Annotated in this window: 22 protein-coding genes; 17 read left to right on the top strand and 5 right to left on the bottom strand. The window is 73.6% G+C overall.

Going from position 1 to position 18121, the window contains the following annotated elements; genetic code table 11:
* Positions 1 to 6: 6 nt before the first annotated feature.
* Genes H5V45_RS19825 through H5V45_RS19810 form a run of 4 tightly spaced genes read left to right on the top strand, consistent with a single transcriptional unit; the run spans position 7 to position 3308 of the window.
* Positions 7 to 201, top strand: coding sequence for a DUF3046 domain-containing protein (locus H5V45_RS19825; RefSeq protein WP_185254898.1), 195 nt, complete (start codon positions 7 to 9; stop codon positions 199 to 201).
* Complete coding sequence (locus H5V45_RS19820; RefSeq protein WP_185254897.1) at positions 198 to 1460, top strand: MFS transporter; 1263 nt, start codon at positions 198 to 200, stop codon at positions 1458 to 1460. The genes H5V45_RS19825 and H5V45_RS19820 overlap by 4 nt, the downstream gene beginning before the upstream one ends.
* Positions 1450 to 2268: an S-methyl-5'-thioadenosine phosphorylase gene (locus tag H5V45_RS19815; protein WP_185254896.1), complete on the top strand. Its 819-nt coding sequence runs from the start codon at positions 1450 to 1452 to the stop codon at positions 2266 to 2268. Before H5V45_RS19820 ends, H5V45_RS19815 begins: the two co-directional genes overlap by 11 nt.
* Positions 2265 to 3308: an NAD-dependent epimerase/dehydratase family protein gene (locus H5V45_RS19810; protein WP_185254895.1), complete on the top strand. Its 1044-nt coding sequence runs from the start codon at positions 2265 to 2267 to the stop codon at positions 3306 to 3308. The genes H5V45_RS19815 and H5V45_RS19810 overlap by 4 nt, the downstream gene beginning before the upstream one ends.
* Before the next feature lie 15 nt (positions 3309 to 3323).
* Here H5V45_RS19810 and H5V45_RS19805 read toward each other — a convergent pair whose 3' ends face one another.
* Positions 3324 to 4673, bottom strand: a complete 1350-nt coding sequence (locus H5V45_RS19805; protein ID WP_185254894.1) for a hypothetical protein — start codon at positions 4671 to 4673, stop codon at positions 3324 to 3326.
* 112 nt (positions 4674 to 4785) lie between these two features.
* Between H5V45_RS19805 and H5V45_RS19800 the strand changes: the two genes are divergently transcribed.
* From H5V45_RS19800 to H5V45_RS19740, 13 genes are all read left to right on the top strand, one after another.
* Positions 4786 to 5445, top strand: coding sequence for a glycosyltransferase family 2 protein (locus H5V45_RS19800; RefSeq protein ID WP_185255120.1), 660 nt, complete (start codon positions 4786 to 4788; stop codon positions 5443 to 5445).
* Entirely contained in the window at positions 5442 to 6116 is a 675-nt protein-coding gene (locus H5V45_RS19795) for a TIGR04282 family arsenosugar biosynthesis glycosyltransferase (protein WP_221634659.1), read from the top strand. The genes H5V45_RS19800 and H5V45_RS19795 overlap by 4 nt, the downstream gene beginning before the upstream one ends.
* Positions 6113 to 6802 carry a methyltransferase domain-containing protein gene (locus H5V45_RS19790; protein ID WP_185254893.1) on the top strand — a complete coding sequence of 230 codons (690 nt, stop codon included), beginning with the start codon at positions 6113 to 6115 and terminating at the stop codon, positions 6800 to 6802. The genes H5V45_RS19795 and H5V45_RS19790 overlap by 4 nt, the downstream gene beginning before the upstream one ends.
* On the top strand, positions 6799 to 7959 hold the full coding sequence (locus H5V45_RS19785; RefSeq protein ID WP_343061658.1) for a molybdopterin-dependent oxidoreductase: 1161 nt from the start codon (positions 6799 to 6801) through the stop codon (positions 7957 to 7959). Before H5V45_RS19790 ends, H5V45_RS19785 begins: the two co-directional genes overlap by 4 nt.
* Positions 7956 to 8408: a hypothetical protein gene (locus H5V45_RS19780; RefSeq protein WP_185254892.1), complete on the top strand. Its 453-nt coding sequence runs from the start codon at positions 7956 to 7958 to the stop codon at positions 8406 to 8408. Before H5V45_RS19785 ends, H5V45_RS19780 begins: the two co-directional genes overlap by 4 nt.
* Complete coding sequence (locus H5V45_RS19775) at positions 8383 to 9066, top strand: response regulator (protein WP_185254891.1); 684 nt, start codon at positions 8383 to 8385, stop codon at positions 9064 to 9066. Before H5V45_RS19780 ends, H5V45_RS19775 begins: the two co-directional genes overlap by 26 nt.
* A complete protein-coding gene (locus H5V45_RS19770; RefSeq protein ID WP_185254890.1) occupies positions 9063 to 10208 on the top strand; it encodes a sensor histidine kinase in 1146 nt (381 codons plus the stop codon). Before H5V45_RS19775 ends, H5V45_RS19770 begins: the two co-directional genes overlap by 4 nt.
* A 214-nt stretch (positions 10209 to 10422) precedes the next feature.
* Positions 10423 to 11472, top strand: a complete 1050-nt coding sequence (recA, locus tag H5V45_RS19765) for a recombinase RecA (RefSeq protein ID WP_185254889.1) — start codon at positions 10423 to 10425, stop codon at positions 11470 to 11472.
* Entirely contained in the window at positions 11462 to 12073 is a 612-nt protein-coding gene (locus tag H5V45_RS19760) for a regulatory protein RecX (protein WP_343061657.1), read from the top strand. Before recA ends, H5V45_RS19760 begins: the two co-directional genes overlap by 11 nt.
* A gap of 34 nt (positions 12074 to 12107) precedes the next feature.
* Positions 12108 to 12581 (top strand): phosphoribosyltransferase family protein, encoded by a 474-nt coding sequence (locus H5V45_RS19755; RefSeq protein WP_185254887.1) that lies wholly within the window; start codon positions 12108 to 12110, stop codon positions 12579 to 12581.
* A gap of 12 nt (positions 12582 to 12593) precedes the next feature.
* Positions 12594 to 13436 (top strand): PPK2 family polyphosphate kinase, encoded by an 843-nt coding sequence (locus H5V45_RS19750; protein ID WP_185254886.1) that lies wholly within the window; start codon positions 12594 to 12596, stop codon positions 13434 to 13436.
* A 7-nt stretch (positions 13437 to 13443) separates the two neighbouring features.
* On the top strand, positions 13444 to 14223 hold the full coding sequence (locus H5V45_RS19745) for a HipA family kinase (protein ID WP_185254885.1): 780 nt from the start codon (positions 13444 to 13446) through the stop codon (positions 14221 to 14223).
* A complete protein-coding gene (locus H5V45_RS19740) occupies positions 14220 to 14603 on the top strand; it encodes a DUF3037 domain-containing protein (RefSeq protein WP_185254884.1) in 384 nt (127 codons plus the stop codon). The genes H5V45_RS19745 and H5V45_RS19740 overlap by 4 nt, the downstream gene beginning before the upstream one ends.
* Before the next feature lie 3 nt (positions 14604 to 14606).
* Here H5V45_RS19740 and H5V45_RS19735 read toward each other — a convergent pair whose 3' ends face one another.
* From H5V45_RS19735 to H5V45_RS19720, 4 genes are all read right to left on the bottom strand, one after another.
* On the bottom strand, positions 14607 to 15350 hold the full coding sequence (locus tag H5V45_RS19735) for a sirohydrochlorin chelatase (protein ID WP_185254883.1): 744 nt from the start codon (positions 15348 to 15350) through the stop codon (positions 14607 to 14609).
* A 61-nt stretch (positions 15351 to 15411) separates the two neighbouring features.
* Entirely contained in the window at positions 15412 to 16158 is a 747-nt protein-coding gene (locus H5V45_RS19730; protein ID WP_185254882.1) for a phosphoadenylyl-sulfate reductase, read from the bottom strand.
* Complete coding sequence (locus H5V45_RS19725) at positions 16155 to 16352, bottom strand: hypothetical protein (protein ID WP_185254881.1); 198 nt, start codon at positions 16350 to 16352, stop codon at positions 16155 to 16157. Before H5V45_RS19725 ends, H5V45_RS19730 begins: the two co-directional genes overlap by 4 nt.
* Entirely contained in the window at positions 16349 to 18064 is a 1716-nt protein-coding gene (locus H5V45_RS19720) for a nitrite/sulfite reductase (protein ID WP_185254880.1), read from the bottom strand. The genes H5V45_RS19725 and H5V45_RS19720 overlap by 4 nt, the downstream gene beginning before the upstream one ends.
* Positions 18065 to 18121: the final 57 nt, after the last annotated feature.

The following is an 18121-nucleotide window of genomic DNA, read 5'->3' as shown; positions in this document are numbered from 1 at the left end:
CACCCCATGAGACACACGGAGTTCTGGTCGCGGCTCGAGCACGCGCTCGGGCGGGCGTACGCCGGCGCGTGGGCCAGCCAGTACGTCATGGGCGACCTCGGCGGCCGCACCGCCGAGGAGGCCCTCGACGCCGGCGTCCCGCCCAAGGAGGTGTGGGCCTCGGTCTGGCGCGCGCTCGACCTGCCGGCCACCGAGCGGTGACCACCACCGTCACCCCCGACGTCGTCGCCGTCCAGCGGCGCACCGTCGCGACCCTGATCGCCGCCCAGGTCGTCGGCGCGACCGGCATCACGATCGGGATCGCGACCGCCTCGCTGCTGGCCCGCGACCTCTCCGGCTCGGAGAAGCTGGCCGGCCTCTCGCAGACCTTCCAGGTCCTGGGCACGGCCGTGGCGGCCTTCCTCCTCGCCCGCCTGATGTCGCGGCGCGGCCGGCGCGCGGGGCTGGTGACGGGCTACCTGCTCGGTGCCGCGGGCGCCGTCACCGCGGTGGTCGCCGGCGTCGTCGGCTCGATGGCGCTGCTGCTCGTCGGCGCGCTGCTCCTGGGCGCCACCTCGGCCGCCAACAGCGGGGCGCGGTACGCCGCCACGGACCTCGCCCCGGCCCGGACCCGCGCCCGCTCCCTGTCCACGGTCGTGTGGGCGAGCACGATCGGCGCGGTCGCCGGCCCGAACCTGACCGGCCCCGCGGGCGGCCTGGCCCGCGTCCTCGGCATCCCTGAGCTCACCGGTCCCTTCGCGGTCGGCAGCATCGGGATGCTGGCCGCCGCGGTGGTCATCGGGGTCTTCCTGCGCCCGGACCCGTTGCTGCTGGCCCGGGCCGAGGCCGGCGCGCCGGCCACGGCGCCGACCGGCACGTCGTGGGGGCGCGCGGTCGCCGCGGTCCGCGAGCGACCGGTCCTCGGCTGCGCCGTGGCCGGGCTGGCCGCGGCCCACGCCGCGATGGTCGCGGTGATGGTGATGACGCCGCTGCACATGGAGCACGGCGGCGCGGAGCTGCGCGTGATCGGCGTGGTGATCAGCGTGCACGTGCTCGGGATGTTCGCGTTCTCGCCGGTCGTCGGCTGGCTCGCCGACCGCCACGGCCGACCGCCGGTGCTCGTCGCCGGCGGCGTCCTGCTGCTGGTCTCCCTGGTGATCGCGTCCCGGTCGCCGGAGGGCAGCTCGTGGCAGATCTTCGTCGGGCTCTTCCTGCTGGGCCTCGGCTGGTCCTTCGCCACGGTGGCGAGCTCGACCCTGGTGGCCGACCACGCGCCGCTCGACGCCCGCACCGACGTCCAGGGGGCCGCGGACCTCGTGATGGGGCTGACCGCCGCAGCCGCCGGCGGCCTGGCCGGGGTCGTCGTCGGCGTCTGGGGCTACGCCACGCTCGCGCTGCTCTGCCTGGCCCTGGTCGCGGTCGTCGTCACGGCCGGTCTGGCCGCTGGGGCGGACTGGCAGACTGCCCCGCATGAGCGCTGACATCGCCGACGTCGCCGTGATCGGCGGCACCGGCTTCTACTCCTTCCTCGACGACCCCGACGAGCACACCGTCGAGACGCCGTACGGCGCCCCGTCCGCGGCGATCGCCGTCGGCACCGTCGCCGGCCGCCGCGTGGCGTTCCTGCCGCGGCACGGCAACCACCACGAGTTCCCGCCCCACCGCATCAACCACCGCGCCAACCTGTGGGCGCTGCGCTCGCTCGGCGTCCGGCAGGTGCTGGCCCCCTGCGCGGTCGGCGGGCTGCGCCACACCGTCGAGCCCGGCGACGTCGTCGTCCCGGACCAGCTGGTCGACCGCACACAGGGCCGGGTGTCGTCGTACGTCGAGACCGGCGCGGTGCACCTGCCCTTCGCCGACCCCTACTGCGACCGGATCACCGCCACGGTCGCGGCGGCCGACGCCCGGATCAAGAAGGGCGGCACCATGGTCGTGATCGAGGGGCCGCGCTTCTCGACGCGCGCCGAGTCGCAGCACTACGCCCAGCAGGGCTGGGACCTGATCAACATGACGGGGGCGCCCGAGGCGATGCTCGCGCGCGAGATGCGCCAGTGCTACGCCGCCATCGCGCTCGTCACCGACATGGACGCGGGCGCCGAGACCGGCTCCGGGGTCGGCCAGGAGGAGGTCTTCGCGCTGTTCAAGGCGAACCTCGAGCGGCTCAAGGGCCTGCTGACCGACACCGTCGCCGCGCTGCCGGACCCCGACGGCTGCTCGTGCTCCACGTGGGCCGACGGCATGGAGCTCACCTACGACGTCCCCGGCACGACGATCGGCGGCGGCGCGTGAAGGTCCTGCTCACCGGCTCGGCCGGCTTCATCGGCACCGCCATCGCCGCCCAGCTCGAAGAGGCCGGCGACGAGGTCGTCAAGGTCGACCTGATGCTCGAGATGGCGCACGGTGAGGCCGTCCCGCCCGCGGACACCCAGCTGCTCGACGTGCGACGGGCGGGGGAGTGGACCGACCTGCTGCAGGGCGTGGACGTCGTCTGCCACCAGGCCGCGCTCGTCGGCGCCGGCGTGCGGGTCGCCGACCTGCCCGACTACGCGGGCCACAACGACTACGGCACGGCGGCGCTGCTCGCCGCCATGCACGAGGCCGGGGTCTCGCGGCTCGTCCAGGCCTCCTCGATGGTGGTGTACGGCGAGGGCCGCTACGCCTGCCCCGACCACGGTGATCAGACGCCGCCGCCCCGCGAGCGCGCCGCGCTCGACGGCGGGGACTTCGACAACCACTGCCCGTCCTGCGGCCGCACGCTGACCTGGGAGCTGGTCGACGAGTCGGCCCGGCTCGACCCCCGCAGCACGTACGCCGCCAGCAAGGTCGCCCAGGAGCACTACGCCTACGCCTGGGTGCGGCAGGCCGACGCGGCGGCCATCTCGCTGCGCTACCACAACGTCTACGGCCCCGGGATGCCCCGCGACACGCCGTACTCCGGCGTGGCCGCGATGTTCCGCTCCTCGCTGGAGCGCGGCGAGGCGCCACAGGTCTACGAGGACGGCGGGCAGATGCGCGACTTCGTCCACGTCGCCGACGTGGCCCGCGCCAACGTCGCCTCGATCCGCGCGATCGCCCAGGAGGGCGGCGGCCACTACGCGGCGTACAACGTCGCCTCGGGGCACCCGGTCGGGATCAAGGAGGTGGCCGAGAAGGTCGCCGCCGGCACCGGGCGCGCCATCGCCCCGGAGGTGACCGGGGGCTACCGGCTCGGCGACGTGCGGCACATCGTCGCGTCGCCCGAGCGCGCGCGCCGCGAGCTCGGGTTCAGCGCCGAGATCCTGCCCGAGCAGGGGCTGGCCGAGTTCGCGACCGCCCCGCTGCGCGCCTGACGGACCCCCGGCGGGCTACCAGCTCGTGTAGAGCAGGTGCTGCACGACGAGCGCGGTGACCAGCTGGAGGGCCATGCCCCACTTGCGCCAGCGCTCGGGCAGCAGGCAGACCGCCAGCAGCAGCCACGGCACGAACGGCAGCCAGATCCGCTCGACCTCGGCCTTGCTCATCCGGGACGCGTCGGCGACCGCCACCGCCGCCGCGGCGGCGACGGCGAGCTGGGTGACGACGGGCGGGACCAGCCCGTCCGAGCCACCCCGGGCCCGGAGCCGGCGCACGCACGCCAGCCCGGCGGCCAGCAGCGGCCCCGCGCTGATGAGGAGCGCGGCGAGGTTCCCCCAGAGCCAGTACGACGCCGGGCGGTCCTTCGCGATGCCCGCCCAGTAGCGGTCGTTGAGGACGGGGTAGGCCTCCCACCAGGCGTAGCCCGCCACCGCGAACCCCAGGACGACCGCCAGCGCGGCCGCCCCGGCGACCGGCAGCTGCACCCAGCGGCGACCGTGGGCCACGACGACGAGCGCGACCAGCCCGATGAGCGGCAGGCCGTAGGACATCATCACGGCGGCCCCGAGCAGCAGCCCGGCGAGCACGGTCCACGCCAACGCGCGGGCCCGGTCGGCGTGCGTGGCGCCGATCGCCAGTGCCGCCAGGCCCCAGGCGGCGACGCACGCGAAGAGCGCGTCGGCCGAGACGGCCATGAAGACGGCGGCGGGCCCGAGCACAAGGAACGGCGCGGCCCGGCGGGCCATCGCCTCGGCACCGAGGGCACGCAGCGTGGTCATCACCGCCAGCGCGGTCGTGGCGACCAGGACGGTCACGACCATCCCGGCCGCGAAGTCGCCGCCGAGCCCGACCCGGTCCAGCCCGACGAAGACGAGCAGCGCGCCCGGCGGGTGGCCGGCGACGTGGGTGACCCAGTTGTCGGGCGTGCCGTAGGGGATCTTGTCGATGAAGCCCTGGAGCATCGCGTGCACGTCGGTGACCTGGCGGGCCGTCTGGAGGTACTCGTCGTCGTTGCCCAGCACCCGCGAGATGCCGCTGGAGCCGTCGACGAACGCGAGCGAGAGCAGCCACGCCAGCCCAGCGGCGTACGACGCGAGCAGGAGGGTGCGCCAGCTGAGCCGCTCGGCCAGCCCGGCGGCGTACCTCCAGCCGAGCGCAGCGAGGAGCAGCGCCGGGACGGTGCCGGGGCCGACCTTGGGCTCCCAGTAGCCGTGCAGCGGCGGGAAGAACGAGTCGCCGGACGCGCGCGCGTGGACGTCCCAGCCGAAGAGCGGCGGCACGACGATCGCCGCGAGCACGAGGAGCAGCCCGGTGACGAGCCCGGCCCACGGGGCCAGGGGAGAGACGGTCGACCTCGACATGGCGCGACCCTACGGGGGCGGCCCAGCCGCGACCGGTCTGGTCCTGTCACGTCACCGGGCCGTAAGGGTTTGCGGAGGTCGCTGGGAGGACACGAGCCCTAGCGTGAGCACCATGCCCCCCGTGTGCGACCTCGTCCTGCCCTGCAAGGACGAGGGCCCTGCCCTGCGCGGGCTGCTGCCGCTCGTCCCCGACACCTTCGCGGTGATCGTCGTGGACAACGGCTCGAGCGACGACACGGCGACCGTCGCGACCGATCTCGGCGCCGAGGTGGTGAAGGAGGGCGTTCCCGGGTACGGCGCAGCCGTGCACGCAGGACTGCTCGCCGCCACCCACGAGTACGTCGCCTTCATGGACGGCGACGGCTCCTTCGACCCCGCCGAGCTGCTGCCGATGCTCGAGGTGGTCCGCTCGGGGGAGGCGGACTTCGCCGTCGGTCGTCGTCGCCCGGTGAGCCGGGGCGTCTGGCCGTGGCACGCGCGGGCGGGCAACGCCCTGATCGTCGCCTGGCTGCGCCGCCGGATCGCCATGCCGGCCCACGACATCGCGCCGATGCGGGTCTGCCGCCGCGAGGACCTGCTGGCCCTCGGGGTGCAGGACCGGCGCTTCGGCTACCCCGTCGAGCTGCTGCAGAAGGCCACCCGCGCGGGCTGGCGCTTCGACGAGCGCGACGTGTCCTACCACCCGCGCGCCGAGGGCACCCGCTCCAAGGTCTCGGGCTCCGTGAAGGGCACCTTCCGCACCGCCCGCGACTTCTGGAAGGTGCTCTCGTGAGCGCCCGGATGCTCGTCGTCGCCAAGGCGCCGGTCCCCGGCCGGGTGAAGACCCGGCTCGGTGCCGACATCGGGATGGACGAGGCCGCCGGGATCGCCGCGGCCGCGCTCGTCGACACACTGGCCGCCTGCCGCGACGCGGTCGGGGCCGAGCAGTGCACGCTCTCGCTCGACGGCGACCTCGCCGACGCCGTCCGCGGCGACGAGCTGCTCGACCTCGTCGAGGGGTGGGCGGTCCACCCGCAGGTCGGCGACGACTTCGCCGCCCGGCTGGTCCACGCCCACGCCGGTGTCGCCGACGGTCCCGGGCCGGTCGTGCAGGTCGGGATGGACACCCCCCAGGTGACGCCGGGCCTGCTGCTCGACGCCGCCGGCGCCCTCGGGGACGGCGACGCCGTGCTCGGGCCGGCCGACGACGGTGGCTGGTGGGTGCTCGTGCTGCGCGACCCCGCAGCGGCCGCGGCCCTCGCCGACGTCCCGATGTCCACGCCCACGACGTACGACGACACCCGCCGCGCCCTCGAGGACCGCGGGCTCACCGTCAGCACCACGGCGACGCTGCGCGACGTCGACACCGTGCCGGACGCCGACCTCGTCGCCGAGGTCGCGCCTGGCAGCCACTTCGCGCGGGCCTGGTCCGCCTGCCGTTCGACCCCGGGAGCCCGCCGATGAGCCTGGAACCACTCGAGTCACCCGAGGCCCCGCGGCTGCGCGACGCCTCCTTCTCCCACGTCTTCTCCCAGGCGCTGCGCGGGCACCCGTGCTCGGTCGTCGGCCTCGACGAGGAGCCGCAGCCGCTGCCGATGGGCGAGTGGACCCGCGACGCCGACGACGACGACCTCGCGCTGCTCGCGCTCTGCGAGGGGCCGACCATCGACGTCGGCTGTGGCCCAGGCCGGCTGAGCGCCCGGCTCGCCGAGCTGGGCCACGTCGTGCTCGGCGTCGACGTCGTCCACGAGGCGGTCCTGCAGACCCGCGCGCGCGGCGTGTCCGCGATCGTGCGCAACGTCTTCGACGCGCTGCCGGGCGAGGGCCGCTGGCGCACCGCGCTCCTCGCGGACGGCAACATCGGCATCGGCGGCGACCCCGTCGCCCTGCTCGCGCGTGCCCGGGAGCTGCTCGACCCGCGCGGTCGGGTCGTCGTCGAGCTCGCGGCCCCCGAGGTCGGCTTCCGGTCGTCGTGGGCGCAGCTGCACTGCGGCGACGCGCGCAGCCGGCCCTTCCGCTGGTCCGTGGTCGGCGCCGACTCGATCCACGAGGTCGCCGCCGAGGCCGGGCTGGCCGTCACGGGCGCCCACGTCATCGGCCCGGCGGGCGGCGCGCAGCGGTACTGCGCCGTCCTCGAGGAACCTGCGTGAAGCTGCCGGCTCCTCCCACCGAGGCGCACTTCCCCTCCCGGCTGCGCAGCGCGGCCGTCGCAGCGCGCGTCGGCCTGTGGCTCGGCGTCTGCTTCGGCATCGCGTTCCTGACCGGCCTGATCAGCCACTACGCCCAGAACCACAGCCAGCCGATCCCGTTCCCGACCAGCCCCGTGTGGGGCTACCGCGTCACCCAGGGCCTGCACGTCGCGGCGGGGACGGCCGCCGTCCCGCTGCTGCTCGTCAAGCTCTGGACGGTCTACCCGCGGCTGTTCATCCGCCCGCCACGCGAGGCGCGGAAGCTCGCGGTCGAGGCGCTCGAGCGCGCGTCGATCGGCGTGCTCGTCGCGGGTGCCGTCTTCCAGCTCGTCACGGGCCTGATGAACTCCTCGCAGTGGTACCCGTGGGGCTTCTCGTTCCGCACCACCCACTACGCCGTCGGCTGGGTGACCATCGGCGCGATGGTCGTCCACGTCGCGGTGAAGCTGCCGATCATCCGGCGCGCGCTCACCGGCGACGTCGAGGACACCTCGCAGGACCGGCCCACCGCCACCCGGCACGGCGTGCTCACCCGCCGTGGCCTGCTGCGGACGACGTGGGGTGCCGCCGGGGTCGCGGTCCTGGCCACCGCCGGCAGCACCGTCCCGTTCCTGCGCGGCGTCTCGATCTTCGGCGTCCGGTCCGGCGAGGGCCCGGCCGGCGTGCCGATCAACCGCTCGGCCTCGGCCGCGGGCGTCACCGCGAGCGCGGTCTCGTCGGGCTTCCGCCTCACGCTGGCGTACGCCGGCACCGAGACGGAGCTGACCCGGCAGGACCTGCTCGACCTGCCCCAGGCGACCGAGTCCCTGCCGATCGCGTGCGTCGAGGGCTGGAGCGCCTCGGCCACCTGGACGGGCGTGCGCGTGCGCGACCTGCTCGACCGGATCGACGCCCCCCGGGGCCGCGACGTGGTGGTCACCTCCCTCCAGCAGCGGGGCGCCTTCGGGGTCACGCTGCTGCAGTCGAACTTCGCCGACGACGACCGCACGCTGCTCGCCCTCGGGCTGAACGGCGACACCCTCGCGATCGACCACGGCTTCCCGTGCCGCCTGATCGCGCCGGACCGGCCCGGTGTCCTCCAGACCAAGTGGGTCACCCGGCTCGAGGTGCAGGCATGACGGGGCGGCTCGCCGTCGGCGCCCTCGGCGTCCTGGCCGGGGCATACGGCGCGTGGCTGCTGCTCAGCCGTCAGGACCTGACCCAGCTCACGAGCGCCGCGGTGTGGCTGGCCGGCGGCGTGGTCGTGCACGACTTCGTGCTGGCGCCGGTCGTGCTGGTGCTCGTGCTGCTCGCCGGCCGGGTGCTCCCGCGGCACGCCCACGCGCCCGCCGCCGTGGTGCTGGTCGTCCTCGGTGCGGTCTCGCTCCTCGCCGTACCCGTCCTGGGACGGTTCGGCGCCCGCCCCGACAACCCCACGCTGCTCGACCGCTCCTACGGCACCGGCTGGCTGGTGCTCGTCGCCTTGGTGCTGCTCCTCGCCGTCGTGGCCACGCTCGTCCGACGCTCGCGGCACCGCCGCACGACCCCGTCAGGAGGCTCCGGTGGCACGCGTCCTGGTGGTCGATGACGACCACACGGTCCGCGAGGTCGTCGTGTCCTACCTGCGGGCCCACGACCACGAGGTCGACGAGGCGGGTGACGGCGAGTCCGCGCTGCGCCTGATGCGCGAGCGCCCGGCCGACCTGGTCGTGCTCGACCTGATGCTGCCGGGGATCGACGGGCTCGAGGTCTGCCGCCGGCTGCGGGAGCAGGGCTCGGTCCCGATCATCATGCTGACCGCGCTCGGGGGCGAGGTGGACCGCGTGGTGGGTCTCCAGCACGGCGCCGACGACTACGTCACCAAGCCGTTCAGCCCGCGTGAGCTGGCCCTGCGGGTCGACTCCGTGCTCCGGCGCTCCGGCGACGTCGCCCCGGCGGTGCCCGCGCTGCTCACCGACGGCGACCTGACCGTCGACAGCACCAGCCACGTGGCGACCCGCGGCGGCGAGACGCTCGCGCTGACCACGCGCGAGTTCGACCTGCTGCGCTTCCTGCTCGCGCACCCGGGGACGGCGTACTCCCGCGACGACCTGCTGCAGCAGGTCTGGGGCTGGTCGATCGGCGACCGCTCGACCGTGACCGTGCACGTGCGACGGTTGCGCGAGAAGATCGAGCGCGACCCCACCCGACCGGAGCGCCTGCTCACGGTGTGGGGGGTCGGCTACCGCTGGGAGGCCCGCGCATGACCGAGGCCCAGGGACAGGTCGTCCTGGTCGCCGCCGCCTGCGCGGTCGCGGTCGGCGCGCTCGGGCTGTTCGTCGCCTGGCTGCTGCGGCACCGCTCGATCCGCTGGCAGCTCGGCCTGGTCGCCGTGGTCGCGGTGTCCTCCGTGCTGGCCGGTGTCGTCGGCTCGGCCCAGCTGATGTTCATCTCCGACCACGACTGGGGCGTGGTCAGCCTGGTCGCGCTGGTCGCCGGCGTCGTCTCGGTGGTGGTGGCGCTGCTGCTGGGCGCCGCGATCGTGCACTGGTCCCGCTCCCTGCGCGAGGAGGCCCGGCTCGTCGGCACGAGCGGCGCGTTCGTCGCCGAGCGGCGCGGCCCCAGCGAGTTCCAGGCACTCTCCGACGAGCTGGCGCGCACCAACCAGCGGCTCGAGGAGTCGCGCAGCCGCGAGGGCCTGCTCGAGGAGTCGCGCCGCGAGCTGGTGTCGTGGGTGTCGCACGACCTGCGCACGCCGCTGGCCGGCATGCGGGCGATGACCGAGGCGCTCGAGGACGGCCTCGCGCCGGACCCGGCGCGCTACCACCGCCAGATCCGCGCCGAGGTGGACCGGATGGTGCGGATGGTCGACGACCTCTTCGAGCTGTCCCGGATCCACGCCGGCGTCTTCCGGCTGAGCCCGGAGCCGGTGATGCTGGTCGACGTCGTCAGCGACGCGATCGCGGCCGCGGACCCGGTGGCCCGGGCCCGCCGGGTGCGCCTCGGCGGCAGCGTCGACGACGGCCTCGAGGTCGTCGTCGACCCGGCCGGGCTGAGCCGGGTCGTGTCGAACCTGATCATGAACGCGATCCGCCACACGCCGGCCGACGGCGCGGTCGAGATCCGCGGTCGCACCGTCTCCGAGGGCGTGGAGATCAGCGTGACCGACGCCTGCGGCGGGCTGTCCACCGACGACATGACCCGGGTCTTCGACCTGGCCTGGCAGGGGAGCGCGGCGCGGACGCCGGAGCCGGACGAGACCGCGCCGCCGCGCGGCGCGGGGCTCGGGCTCGCGATCGTGAAGGGGATCGTGGAGGCGCACCGCGGGCGGGTCGGCGTGGAGAACGTGCCCGACGCCGAGCACCCCGGCTGCCGGTTCCTCGTGCACCTCCCGGTCGAGTCCGCCTGAGCCTGCCCGAGGGCGCCGCAGGCCGCTCGGGAGACCGCGACACGCGGGGGTCTCTTGCGTGAGTCGAACACGTGTTCGGGCTAGATTGTGTCCACAGGTACGACACCGGGACGAGGTCTTCCACAGGGTCGACGGCGCTGATCAGGCACTGTCGGTGGCTCCTCCTAGTGTCGCCGACGTACCTCACACCCGACGACACAGAAGAGGAACACCCATGGCTGGTGCAAACCGCGAGAAGGCGCTCGACGCCGCGCTCGCCGGCATCGAGAAGCAGTTCGGCAAGGGCTCGATCATGCGCCTCGGCGAGGAGACCCGGGCCGCGCTCGGGATCATCCCGACCGGTGCGATCGCCCTGGACGTGGCGCTCGGGATCGGCGGCCTGCCGCGCGGTCGCGTCGTCGAGATCTACGGCCCGGAGTCCTCCGGCAAGACGACGGTCGCCCTGCACGCGGTGGCCAACGCCCAGCGCGCCGGCGGCATCGTCGCCTTCATCGACGCCGAGCACGCGCTCGACCCCGACTACGCCAAAGCGCTCGGTGTCGACACCGACGCGCTGCTGGTCTCGCAGCCCGACTCGGGTGAGCAGGCGCTGGAGATCGCGGACATGCTGGTCCGCTCCGGTGCCCTCGACCTGATCGTCGTCGACTCCGTGGCGGCGCTCGTGCCCCGCGCCGAGATCGAGGGCGAGATGGGCGACAGCCACGTCGGTCTCCAGGCCCGCCTGATGAGCCAGGCGCTGCGCAAGATGACCGGTGCCCTCAACAACTCCGGCACGACGATGATCTTCATCAACCAGCTGCGCGAGAAGATCGGCGTCATGTTCGGCTCGCCCGAGACCACCACCGGTGGCAAGGCGCTGAAGTTCTACGCCTCGGTCCGCCTCGACGTCCGTCGCATCGAGACGCTCAAGGACGGCCAGGACATGGTCGGCAACCGGACCCGCATCAAGGTCGTCAAGAACAAGGTCGCCCCGCCGTTCAAGCAGGCGGAGTTCGACATCATGTACGGCAAGGGCATCAGCCGCGAGGGCGGCCTGATCGACGTGGGCGTCGAGGCAGGCCTGGTCCGCAAGGCCGGCGCTTGGTACACCTACGAGGGCGACCAGCTCGGCCAGGGCAAGGAGAACGCCCGCACCTTCCTCAAGGACAACCCGGACCTCGCCAACGAGCTCGAGAAGAAGATCCTCGAGAAGCTCGGCGTCGGCCCCACGGTGGACATGCCGGCGGAGCCGCTGGCCGACCCCGTCGGTGTCGGTGACTTCTGATCCCTGGCGCGGTGACGTCGCGGCCGGCGTCGCGGCGTGGACCCGTGGGTCCACGCCGCTGCCGGCCGAGGCCGTGCCCGACCCCGTGCACCAGGGGCCGGAGGCCGACCCCGAGGCGGTCGCGCGCAAGATCCTGCTCGACCAGCTCACCGGCCAGGCGCGCAGCCGCAAGGAGCTGAGCGACAAGCTCGCCAAGAAGCTCGTGCCCGACGAGATCGCCACCCGGCTGCTCGACCGGTTCGAGGAGGTCGGGCTGATCGACGACGACGCGTTCGCGCGCGCGTGGATCGCCTCCCGCCAGCCCGGCAAGGGGCTCGCCCGCCGGGCCCTGGCCCAGGAGCTGCGCCGCAAGGGCATCGACGACGAGATCGCCAAGGAGGCCCTCGACGACATCGACCCGGCCGACGAGGAGACCGCGGCCCGGCGCCTGGTGCAGAAGAAGCTGCGCACCCTGAGCCGCGTGGACGACGCGACCGCCACCCGCCGGCTGGTGGGGCTGCTGGCCCGCAAGGGCTACGGCTCCGGGGTCGCGTTCACCGTGGTCCGCGAGGAGCTCGCGGCCGCCGGCCGCGACGAGGTCGACCCGCCCACCTCGCGGTAACCCCCCGGCAACACGGGCACGGCATGATCCTCGGGTGAGCGACGAGCGCGAGATCCTGACCTGGCCGATGTTCGGGACCTCCGTGCGCGAGATCGCGCAGCAGGTCGTCGACGACGGCTACGAGCCGGACCTGGTCCTGTCGATCGCGCGCGGTGGTCTGGCGCTCGGCATGGGGCTGGGCTACGCCCTGTCAGTGAAGAACCTGTCGGTGATCAACGTCGAGTTCTACACCGGCGTCGACCAGCGCCTGGAGATGCCGATCGTGCTGCCGCCGACCCCGGACGTCGTGGACCTGTCCGGACTGAAGGTGCTGATCGCCGACGACGTCGCCGACACGGGGCGGACGCTGGAGATCGTCCAGGACTTCTGCGCCGACCACGTCGCGGAGGCGCGGGTGGCCGTGGTCTACGAGAAGCCGCAGTCCGTCGTGCGCCCGGCGTACGTCTGGCGGCGCACCGAGGCGTGGATCGACTTCCCGTGGTCGAGCGAGGCTCCGCTGCGCGGCTGACATGATGGGGCCATGACCTCCCCGCTGCACCGCCTGCCGGCCGGCCCCGTCGACCTGACCGCGATCGAGACCGACGAGGCCCCCGGGTTCGACGGCGGCAAGAAGAAGGGCAAGGCCGCCCTCTTCGCGCTGGGCGACGACCTCTCGGACCTGCAGGAGCGACTGTTCGCGATGGGCCGCAGCGGCTCCGAGCGCCGGGTGCTGCTGGTGCTCCAGGGCATGGACACCTCCGGCAAGGGCGGCGTGCTGCGGCACACCGTCGGCCTGGTCGACCCGCAGGGCCTGCGGATCACGTCGTTCAAGGCACCCACGGACGAGGAGCGCGAGCACGACTTCCTCTGGCGGATCCGCCGGGCGCTGCCCGCGGCCGGGTGCATCGGCGTCTTCGACCGCTCGCACTACGAGGACGTGCTGATCGGCCGGGTCCGCGAGCTGGCGTCGCCCGAGGAGATCGAGGAGCGCTACACCCAGATCAACGACTTCGAGCGCGAGCTGGTCGACAGCGGCACCACGATCCTCAAGTGCATGCTGCACATCTCGGCCGACGAGCAGAAGGCCCGGCTGCTCGCGCGGCTCGGCGACGAGACGAAGTACTGGAAGTACAACCCGTCCGACGTCGACGAGCGCTCCCAGTGGCCGCGCTACCGCGAGGCCTACGAGATCGCGCTGGAGCGCACCAACACCGAGCACGCCCCGTGGTTCGTGATCCCGAGCGACAAGAAGTGGTACCGCAACCTGATCATCGGCCAGCTCCTGCACGACACCCTGAAGCGGCTCGACCCCCAGTGGCCGGAGGCCGACTTCGACATCGAGGTGGAGCGCCAGCGGCTGACCGACGAGGCACCGCTCTCGTGATGCGGTCGTGATCCCCACCGTCTCCGTCACGCGCTACGTCACGCCGCTGCGCGAGGGCGGCAGCCTGCCCGGGATCGTCGAGGCCGACGACCTCGGGACCTACGTCTGCAAGTTTCGCGGCGCCGGCCAGGGCCTGCGCGTCCTCGTGGCCGAGGTCGTCGTGGGTGAGCTCGCGCGCCGGCTCGGGCTGCGCACCCCGCGGCTGGTGGCGCTGGAGCTGGACCCGGAGATCGCGCGCTACGAGGCCGACGAGGAGGTCCAGGACCTCCTCAACGCCAGCCCCGGTCTCAACCTGGGCGTGGACTTCCTGCCGGGTGCGTTCGGCTTCGACGGGGACGTCCCCGTCGGCTCCGACCTGGCGGCCCGGGTGCTCTGGCTGGACGCCTTCGTGGCCAACGTGGACCGGTCGTGGCGCAACCCCAACCTCCTGGTCTGGCACCGCGACCTGTGGGTGATCGACCACGGCGCGGCGCTGTACTTCCACCACGGCTGGCCCGGCGGCGCGCTGCTCAAGGACGGGGCAGCGGACCGGTTCGCCGCGCAGCCCTGGAACGCCGCCGACCACGTGCTGCTCCAGCACGTCGGCGACCTCGCGGCCGTGGACGCCCGGGTGCGCGACGAGCTCGACGCCTCGGTCTTCGCGGAGGTGCTCGCCGAGGTGCCGGACGAGTGGCTCGAGCCGGTGCCGGGCGCGGAGACCCCGGACGCCGTGCGGGCGGCGTACGTCGCCTTCCTCGTGGCACGGCTGGGCAGTCGTGCCTGGCTGCCTGACGGGGTGCCCGCGTGAGCGCCCGCCTGTCGTACCAGTACGTCGTCTTGCGCTGCGTGCCCCGCGTCGACCGCGAGGAGTTCGTCAACGTCGGCGTGGTCCTGCACTGCCAGGCGGCTGACTACCTCGACGTCGCGTGGCAGGTCGACCGCGAGCGGCTGGCGGCGCTCTTCCCGGCGCTCGACCTCGACCGGGTCTGCGACGCCCTGGCCTTCGTGGAGGGGGTCTGCGCCGGCGACGAGCGCGGCGGCGTGGCCGCGGGCACCCCGATCGGGCAGCGCTTCGGCTTCCTGCGCGCGCCCAAGAGCACGGTGCTCCAGCCCGGGCCGGTCCACGGTGGTGTCACCGAGGACCCGGCCCGTCAGCTGGAGCGCCTGCTGCACACGCTGGTCGGCTGAGTCCTAGACCGGGACCAGCTCGACGGCGCCGACGGCGTACCGCGCGAGGATCGTGCGGGCCAGCTCCGGGTGGGCGCCCAGCGGGGCGGACACCGCGATGGCGCCGGCCTCCCGGGCCAGCTCGGCCGCGCGGTCCGGCAGGAAGCCGGGCGCGAGGAACAGCGACGCGACCGCGATGTGACGGCGGCCCTCGGCGCGGAACTGGCGCACCGCCTCGCCGGTCGCCGGAGGAGCGGCGGAGGCGAAGGCGGCCGTCACCGGCAGCTTGTGGCGCTGGCCCCAGACCCGGGCCAGCCGCGCCACGGCCTGGTTGGCGAGCGGGTCGCTGGAGCCGGCGGCGGCGAGCACCAGGGCGTCGAGCTCGCGGACGCGGAGCTCCTTGAGGGCCTCGCGCATCCGCACGTCGAGCACCTCGAGGAACGCGGCCTCGAGGCCGAGGATCGAGGTGGCGCGGATCTGCAGGCCCGGGTGGCGCTCGGCGGCGGCCGCGATCGCGGACGGCACGTCGACCTTCGCGTGGTAGGCCTCGGTGAGGAGCAGCGGCACGACGACGATCTCGTCGTGGCCGGCCTTGACGAGCCGGTCGACGACCGTCTGGAACGACGGGCGCGACAGCTCGAGGAACGCCTGCTCGACGCGGAGGTCGGGGCGCAGGGCGCGGACCTCGTCGACGAGGGCGGTGATCGTTGCGGCGGACCGGGGGTCACGGCTTCCGTGAGCCAGGGCGACCAGGGCGGGAGCAGCCATCAGAGCGGCCTCCTCGTGTGGTGGGTGGAGAGGGTGGGAGCGGTGTCCAGGGGTGCGGTCGTCATGAGTGGATGCCGCACTCGGTCTTGTTCGTGCCGGCCCAGCGCCCGCTGCGCGGGTCCTCGCCGGGAGCGACGCGGCGCGTGCACGGCCAGCACCCGATGGACGGGTAGCCGTCGTACACGAGCGGGTTCACCAGGACGCCGTTGTCGTGGATGTACTGCTCGATCTGCTCGTCGGACCAGCGCGCCAGGGGCGAGACCTTGACCTTGCCCTTCTTGGCGTCCCAGCCGACGACCGGCGCGATCACCCGGTTGTGCGTCTCGGCCCGCCGCAGGCCGGTCGCCCAGGCGTCGTACTGCTCGAGCGAGTCGGCCAGCGGCGCGACCTTGCGCAGCTTGCAGCACAGGTCGGGGTCGGTCTTGTAGAGGTCCTTGCCGTACGCCGCGTCCTGCTCGGCCACGCTCTGCACCGGCGTGATCGTGATCAGGTTGACGTCGAGCGTGGCCTCCACGGCGTCGCGGGTGCCCATCGTCTCGGCGAAGTGGTAGCCCGTGTCGAGGAAGACCACGTCCACGCCGGGGGCGACCTTCGCGGCGAGGTGCGCCAGGACAGCGTCGCCCATCGACGAGGTGATGCAGAAGCGCTCGCCGAAGCTGGCGACCGCCCACTCGATGATGTTCTCGGCCGGGGCCAGCTCGAGCTCGGCGCCCACGTGCGAGACCAGCTCGCGCAGCTCCTCGGGCGTGCGGCCCGCGGTGTGGGTGCCCCGGAAGTCGCGGGCCTTCTGGGTGGTGGCGGTGGTCATGACGGTGCTCCCGTCCCGGCGCCGGTCGGACGGACCAGGCCGAGCATCTTCAACGAGAAGGCGCGCAGGCAGGCGCGGCACTCCCAGGTCCCGTGCGGGGAGGAGACCTCGCCGTCCTCGGAGACGACCTCGTGGGGGCGGAGGTCCTCGTCGCCGCAGTAGGGGCAGTGGAAGGGGATGCCGCGGCCGCTCATGAGGGCACCCCGGCCAGCGTCCGCTCGCCGCGCAGCTGCTCCTCGTCGGCCCGCAGCACCCAGGCGGCGAACAGCTCGCCCTCGGTGCGCTCGGCCAGGAAGGACTCCACGACGGCGGTGATGTAGTCGTCGAGCCCGGCGCTGGTGACCTTGTGCGCCCGCAGCTTGCGGCCGAAGTTGGCGTGCAGGCCGGTCGCGCCACCGAGGTGGACCTGGAAGCCCTCGACCTGCTCGCCGTCGGACATCACCAGCTGGCCCTTGAGGCCGATGTCGGCGACCTGGGTGCGGGCGCAGGCGTTGGGGCAGCCGTTGACGTTGACCGTGATGGGGGTGTCGAGGTCGGGGAAGCGGCGCTCGAGCTCGGCCACCAGGTCGCGGGCGCGGTTCTTGGTGTCGACGATCGCGAGCTTGCAGAACTCGATGCCGGTGCACGCCATCGTGTTGCGGCGCCACTGCGAGGGCCGGCCCGAGAGACCGATCGCGTCGAGGCGATCCAGGAGCGGCTGCACGCGGTCGCCGTCGACCCCGATCAGCACGATCTTCTGGTACGGCGTCAGGCGGGCGCCCGCCACGCCGAACTCCTCGATCAGGTCGGCGAGCTGGACCAGCAGGGTGCCGGAGACGCGGCCGGCCGTCGGCGCGATGCCGATGTAGAACTTGCCGTCCTTCTGCTCGTGCACGCCGATGTGGTCGCGGTGCCCGACGGGCGAAGGCGGAGACGGGTTCGAGACGAGCTCCCGCTGGAGGTACTCGGTCTCGAGGACCTCGCGGAACTTCTCGACGCCCCAGTCCTGGACCAGGAACTTCAGCCGGGCCCGCGAGCGCAGGCGGCGGTAGCCGTAGTCCCGGAAGATCGAGATGACGCCCTCCCAGGCCGCGGCGACCTCGTCCAGCGGGATCCAGACGCCGAGCTTCTGCGCCAGCATCGGGTTGGTGGAGAGCCCGCCGCCGACCCAGAGGTCGAAGCCGGGGCCGTGCTCGGGGTGGACCGTGCCGACGAACGAGACGTCGTTGGTCTCGGGGGAGACGTCGTGCGAGGGGTGGCCGGTGATTGCGGTCTTGAACTTGCGCGGGAGGTTGGAGTACTCCGGGTCGCCGAGGTAGCGGCGGCCGATCTCCTCCAGCGCGGGCGTGCCGTCGATGATCTCGTCCCGGGCGACACCGGCGACCGGCGAGCCGAGGAACGGCCGCGGCGAGTCGCCGCAGGCCTCGAGCGAGCTCAGGCCGGCCTCGTCGAGGCGCTCCCAGATCGCGGGGACGTCCTCGATGCGGATCCAGTGGTACTGGATGTTCTCGCGGTCGGTCACGTCCGCGGTGTCCCGGGCGAAGTCGACGCCGATGGTGCCGAGGGCGCGCACGGCGGCCGCGGTCAGCAGCTGGCCGTCGGAGCGGACGCGGAGCATGAAGAACTCGTCGTCGAGCTCCTCCTCCTCGAGCATCGCGGTCTTGCCGCCGTCGAAGCCCGGGGCGCGCTGGGTGTAGAGGCCCATCCAGCGGAAGCGGCCGCGCAGGTCGGCCGGGTCGATCGAGGCGAAGCCGCGCTTCGAGTAGACGTTGAGGATGCGGGCCCGCACGTTCAGCGGGTTGTCGTCCTTCTTGGACTGCTCGTTCTTGTTCAGCGGCTCGCGGTAGCCGAGGGCCCACTGGCCCTCACCGCGCTTGGGGCGCGGGCGCTTGGCGGGGGCGGGGGAGGGAGCTGCCTGGTCGGACATGACGTTCGGATCCTTGGCGGTTGGGAGACGCGCGACTCGTCAGGGGCCCGACCTCGT

This window comes from Nocardioides luti (assembly GCF_014212315.1).
Classification (GTDB): domain Bacteria; phylum Actinomycetota; class Actinomycetes; order Propionibacteriales; family Nocardioidaceae; genus Nocardioides; species Nocardioides luti.
Note: the sequence above shows the minus strand (reverse complement) of the source record. Positions and strands in the feature narration are given on the sequence as shown.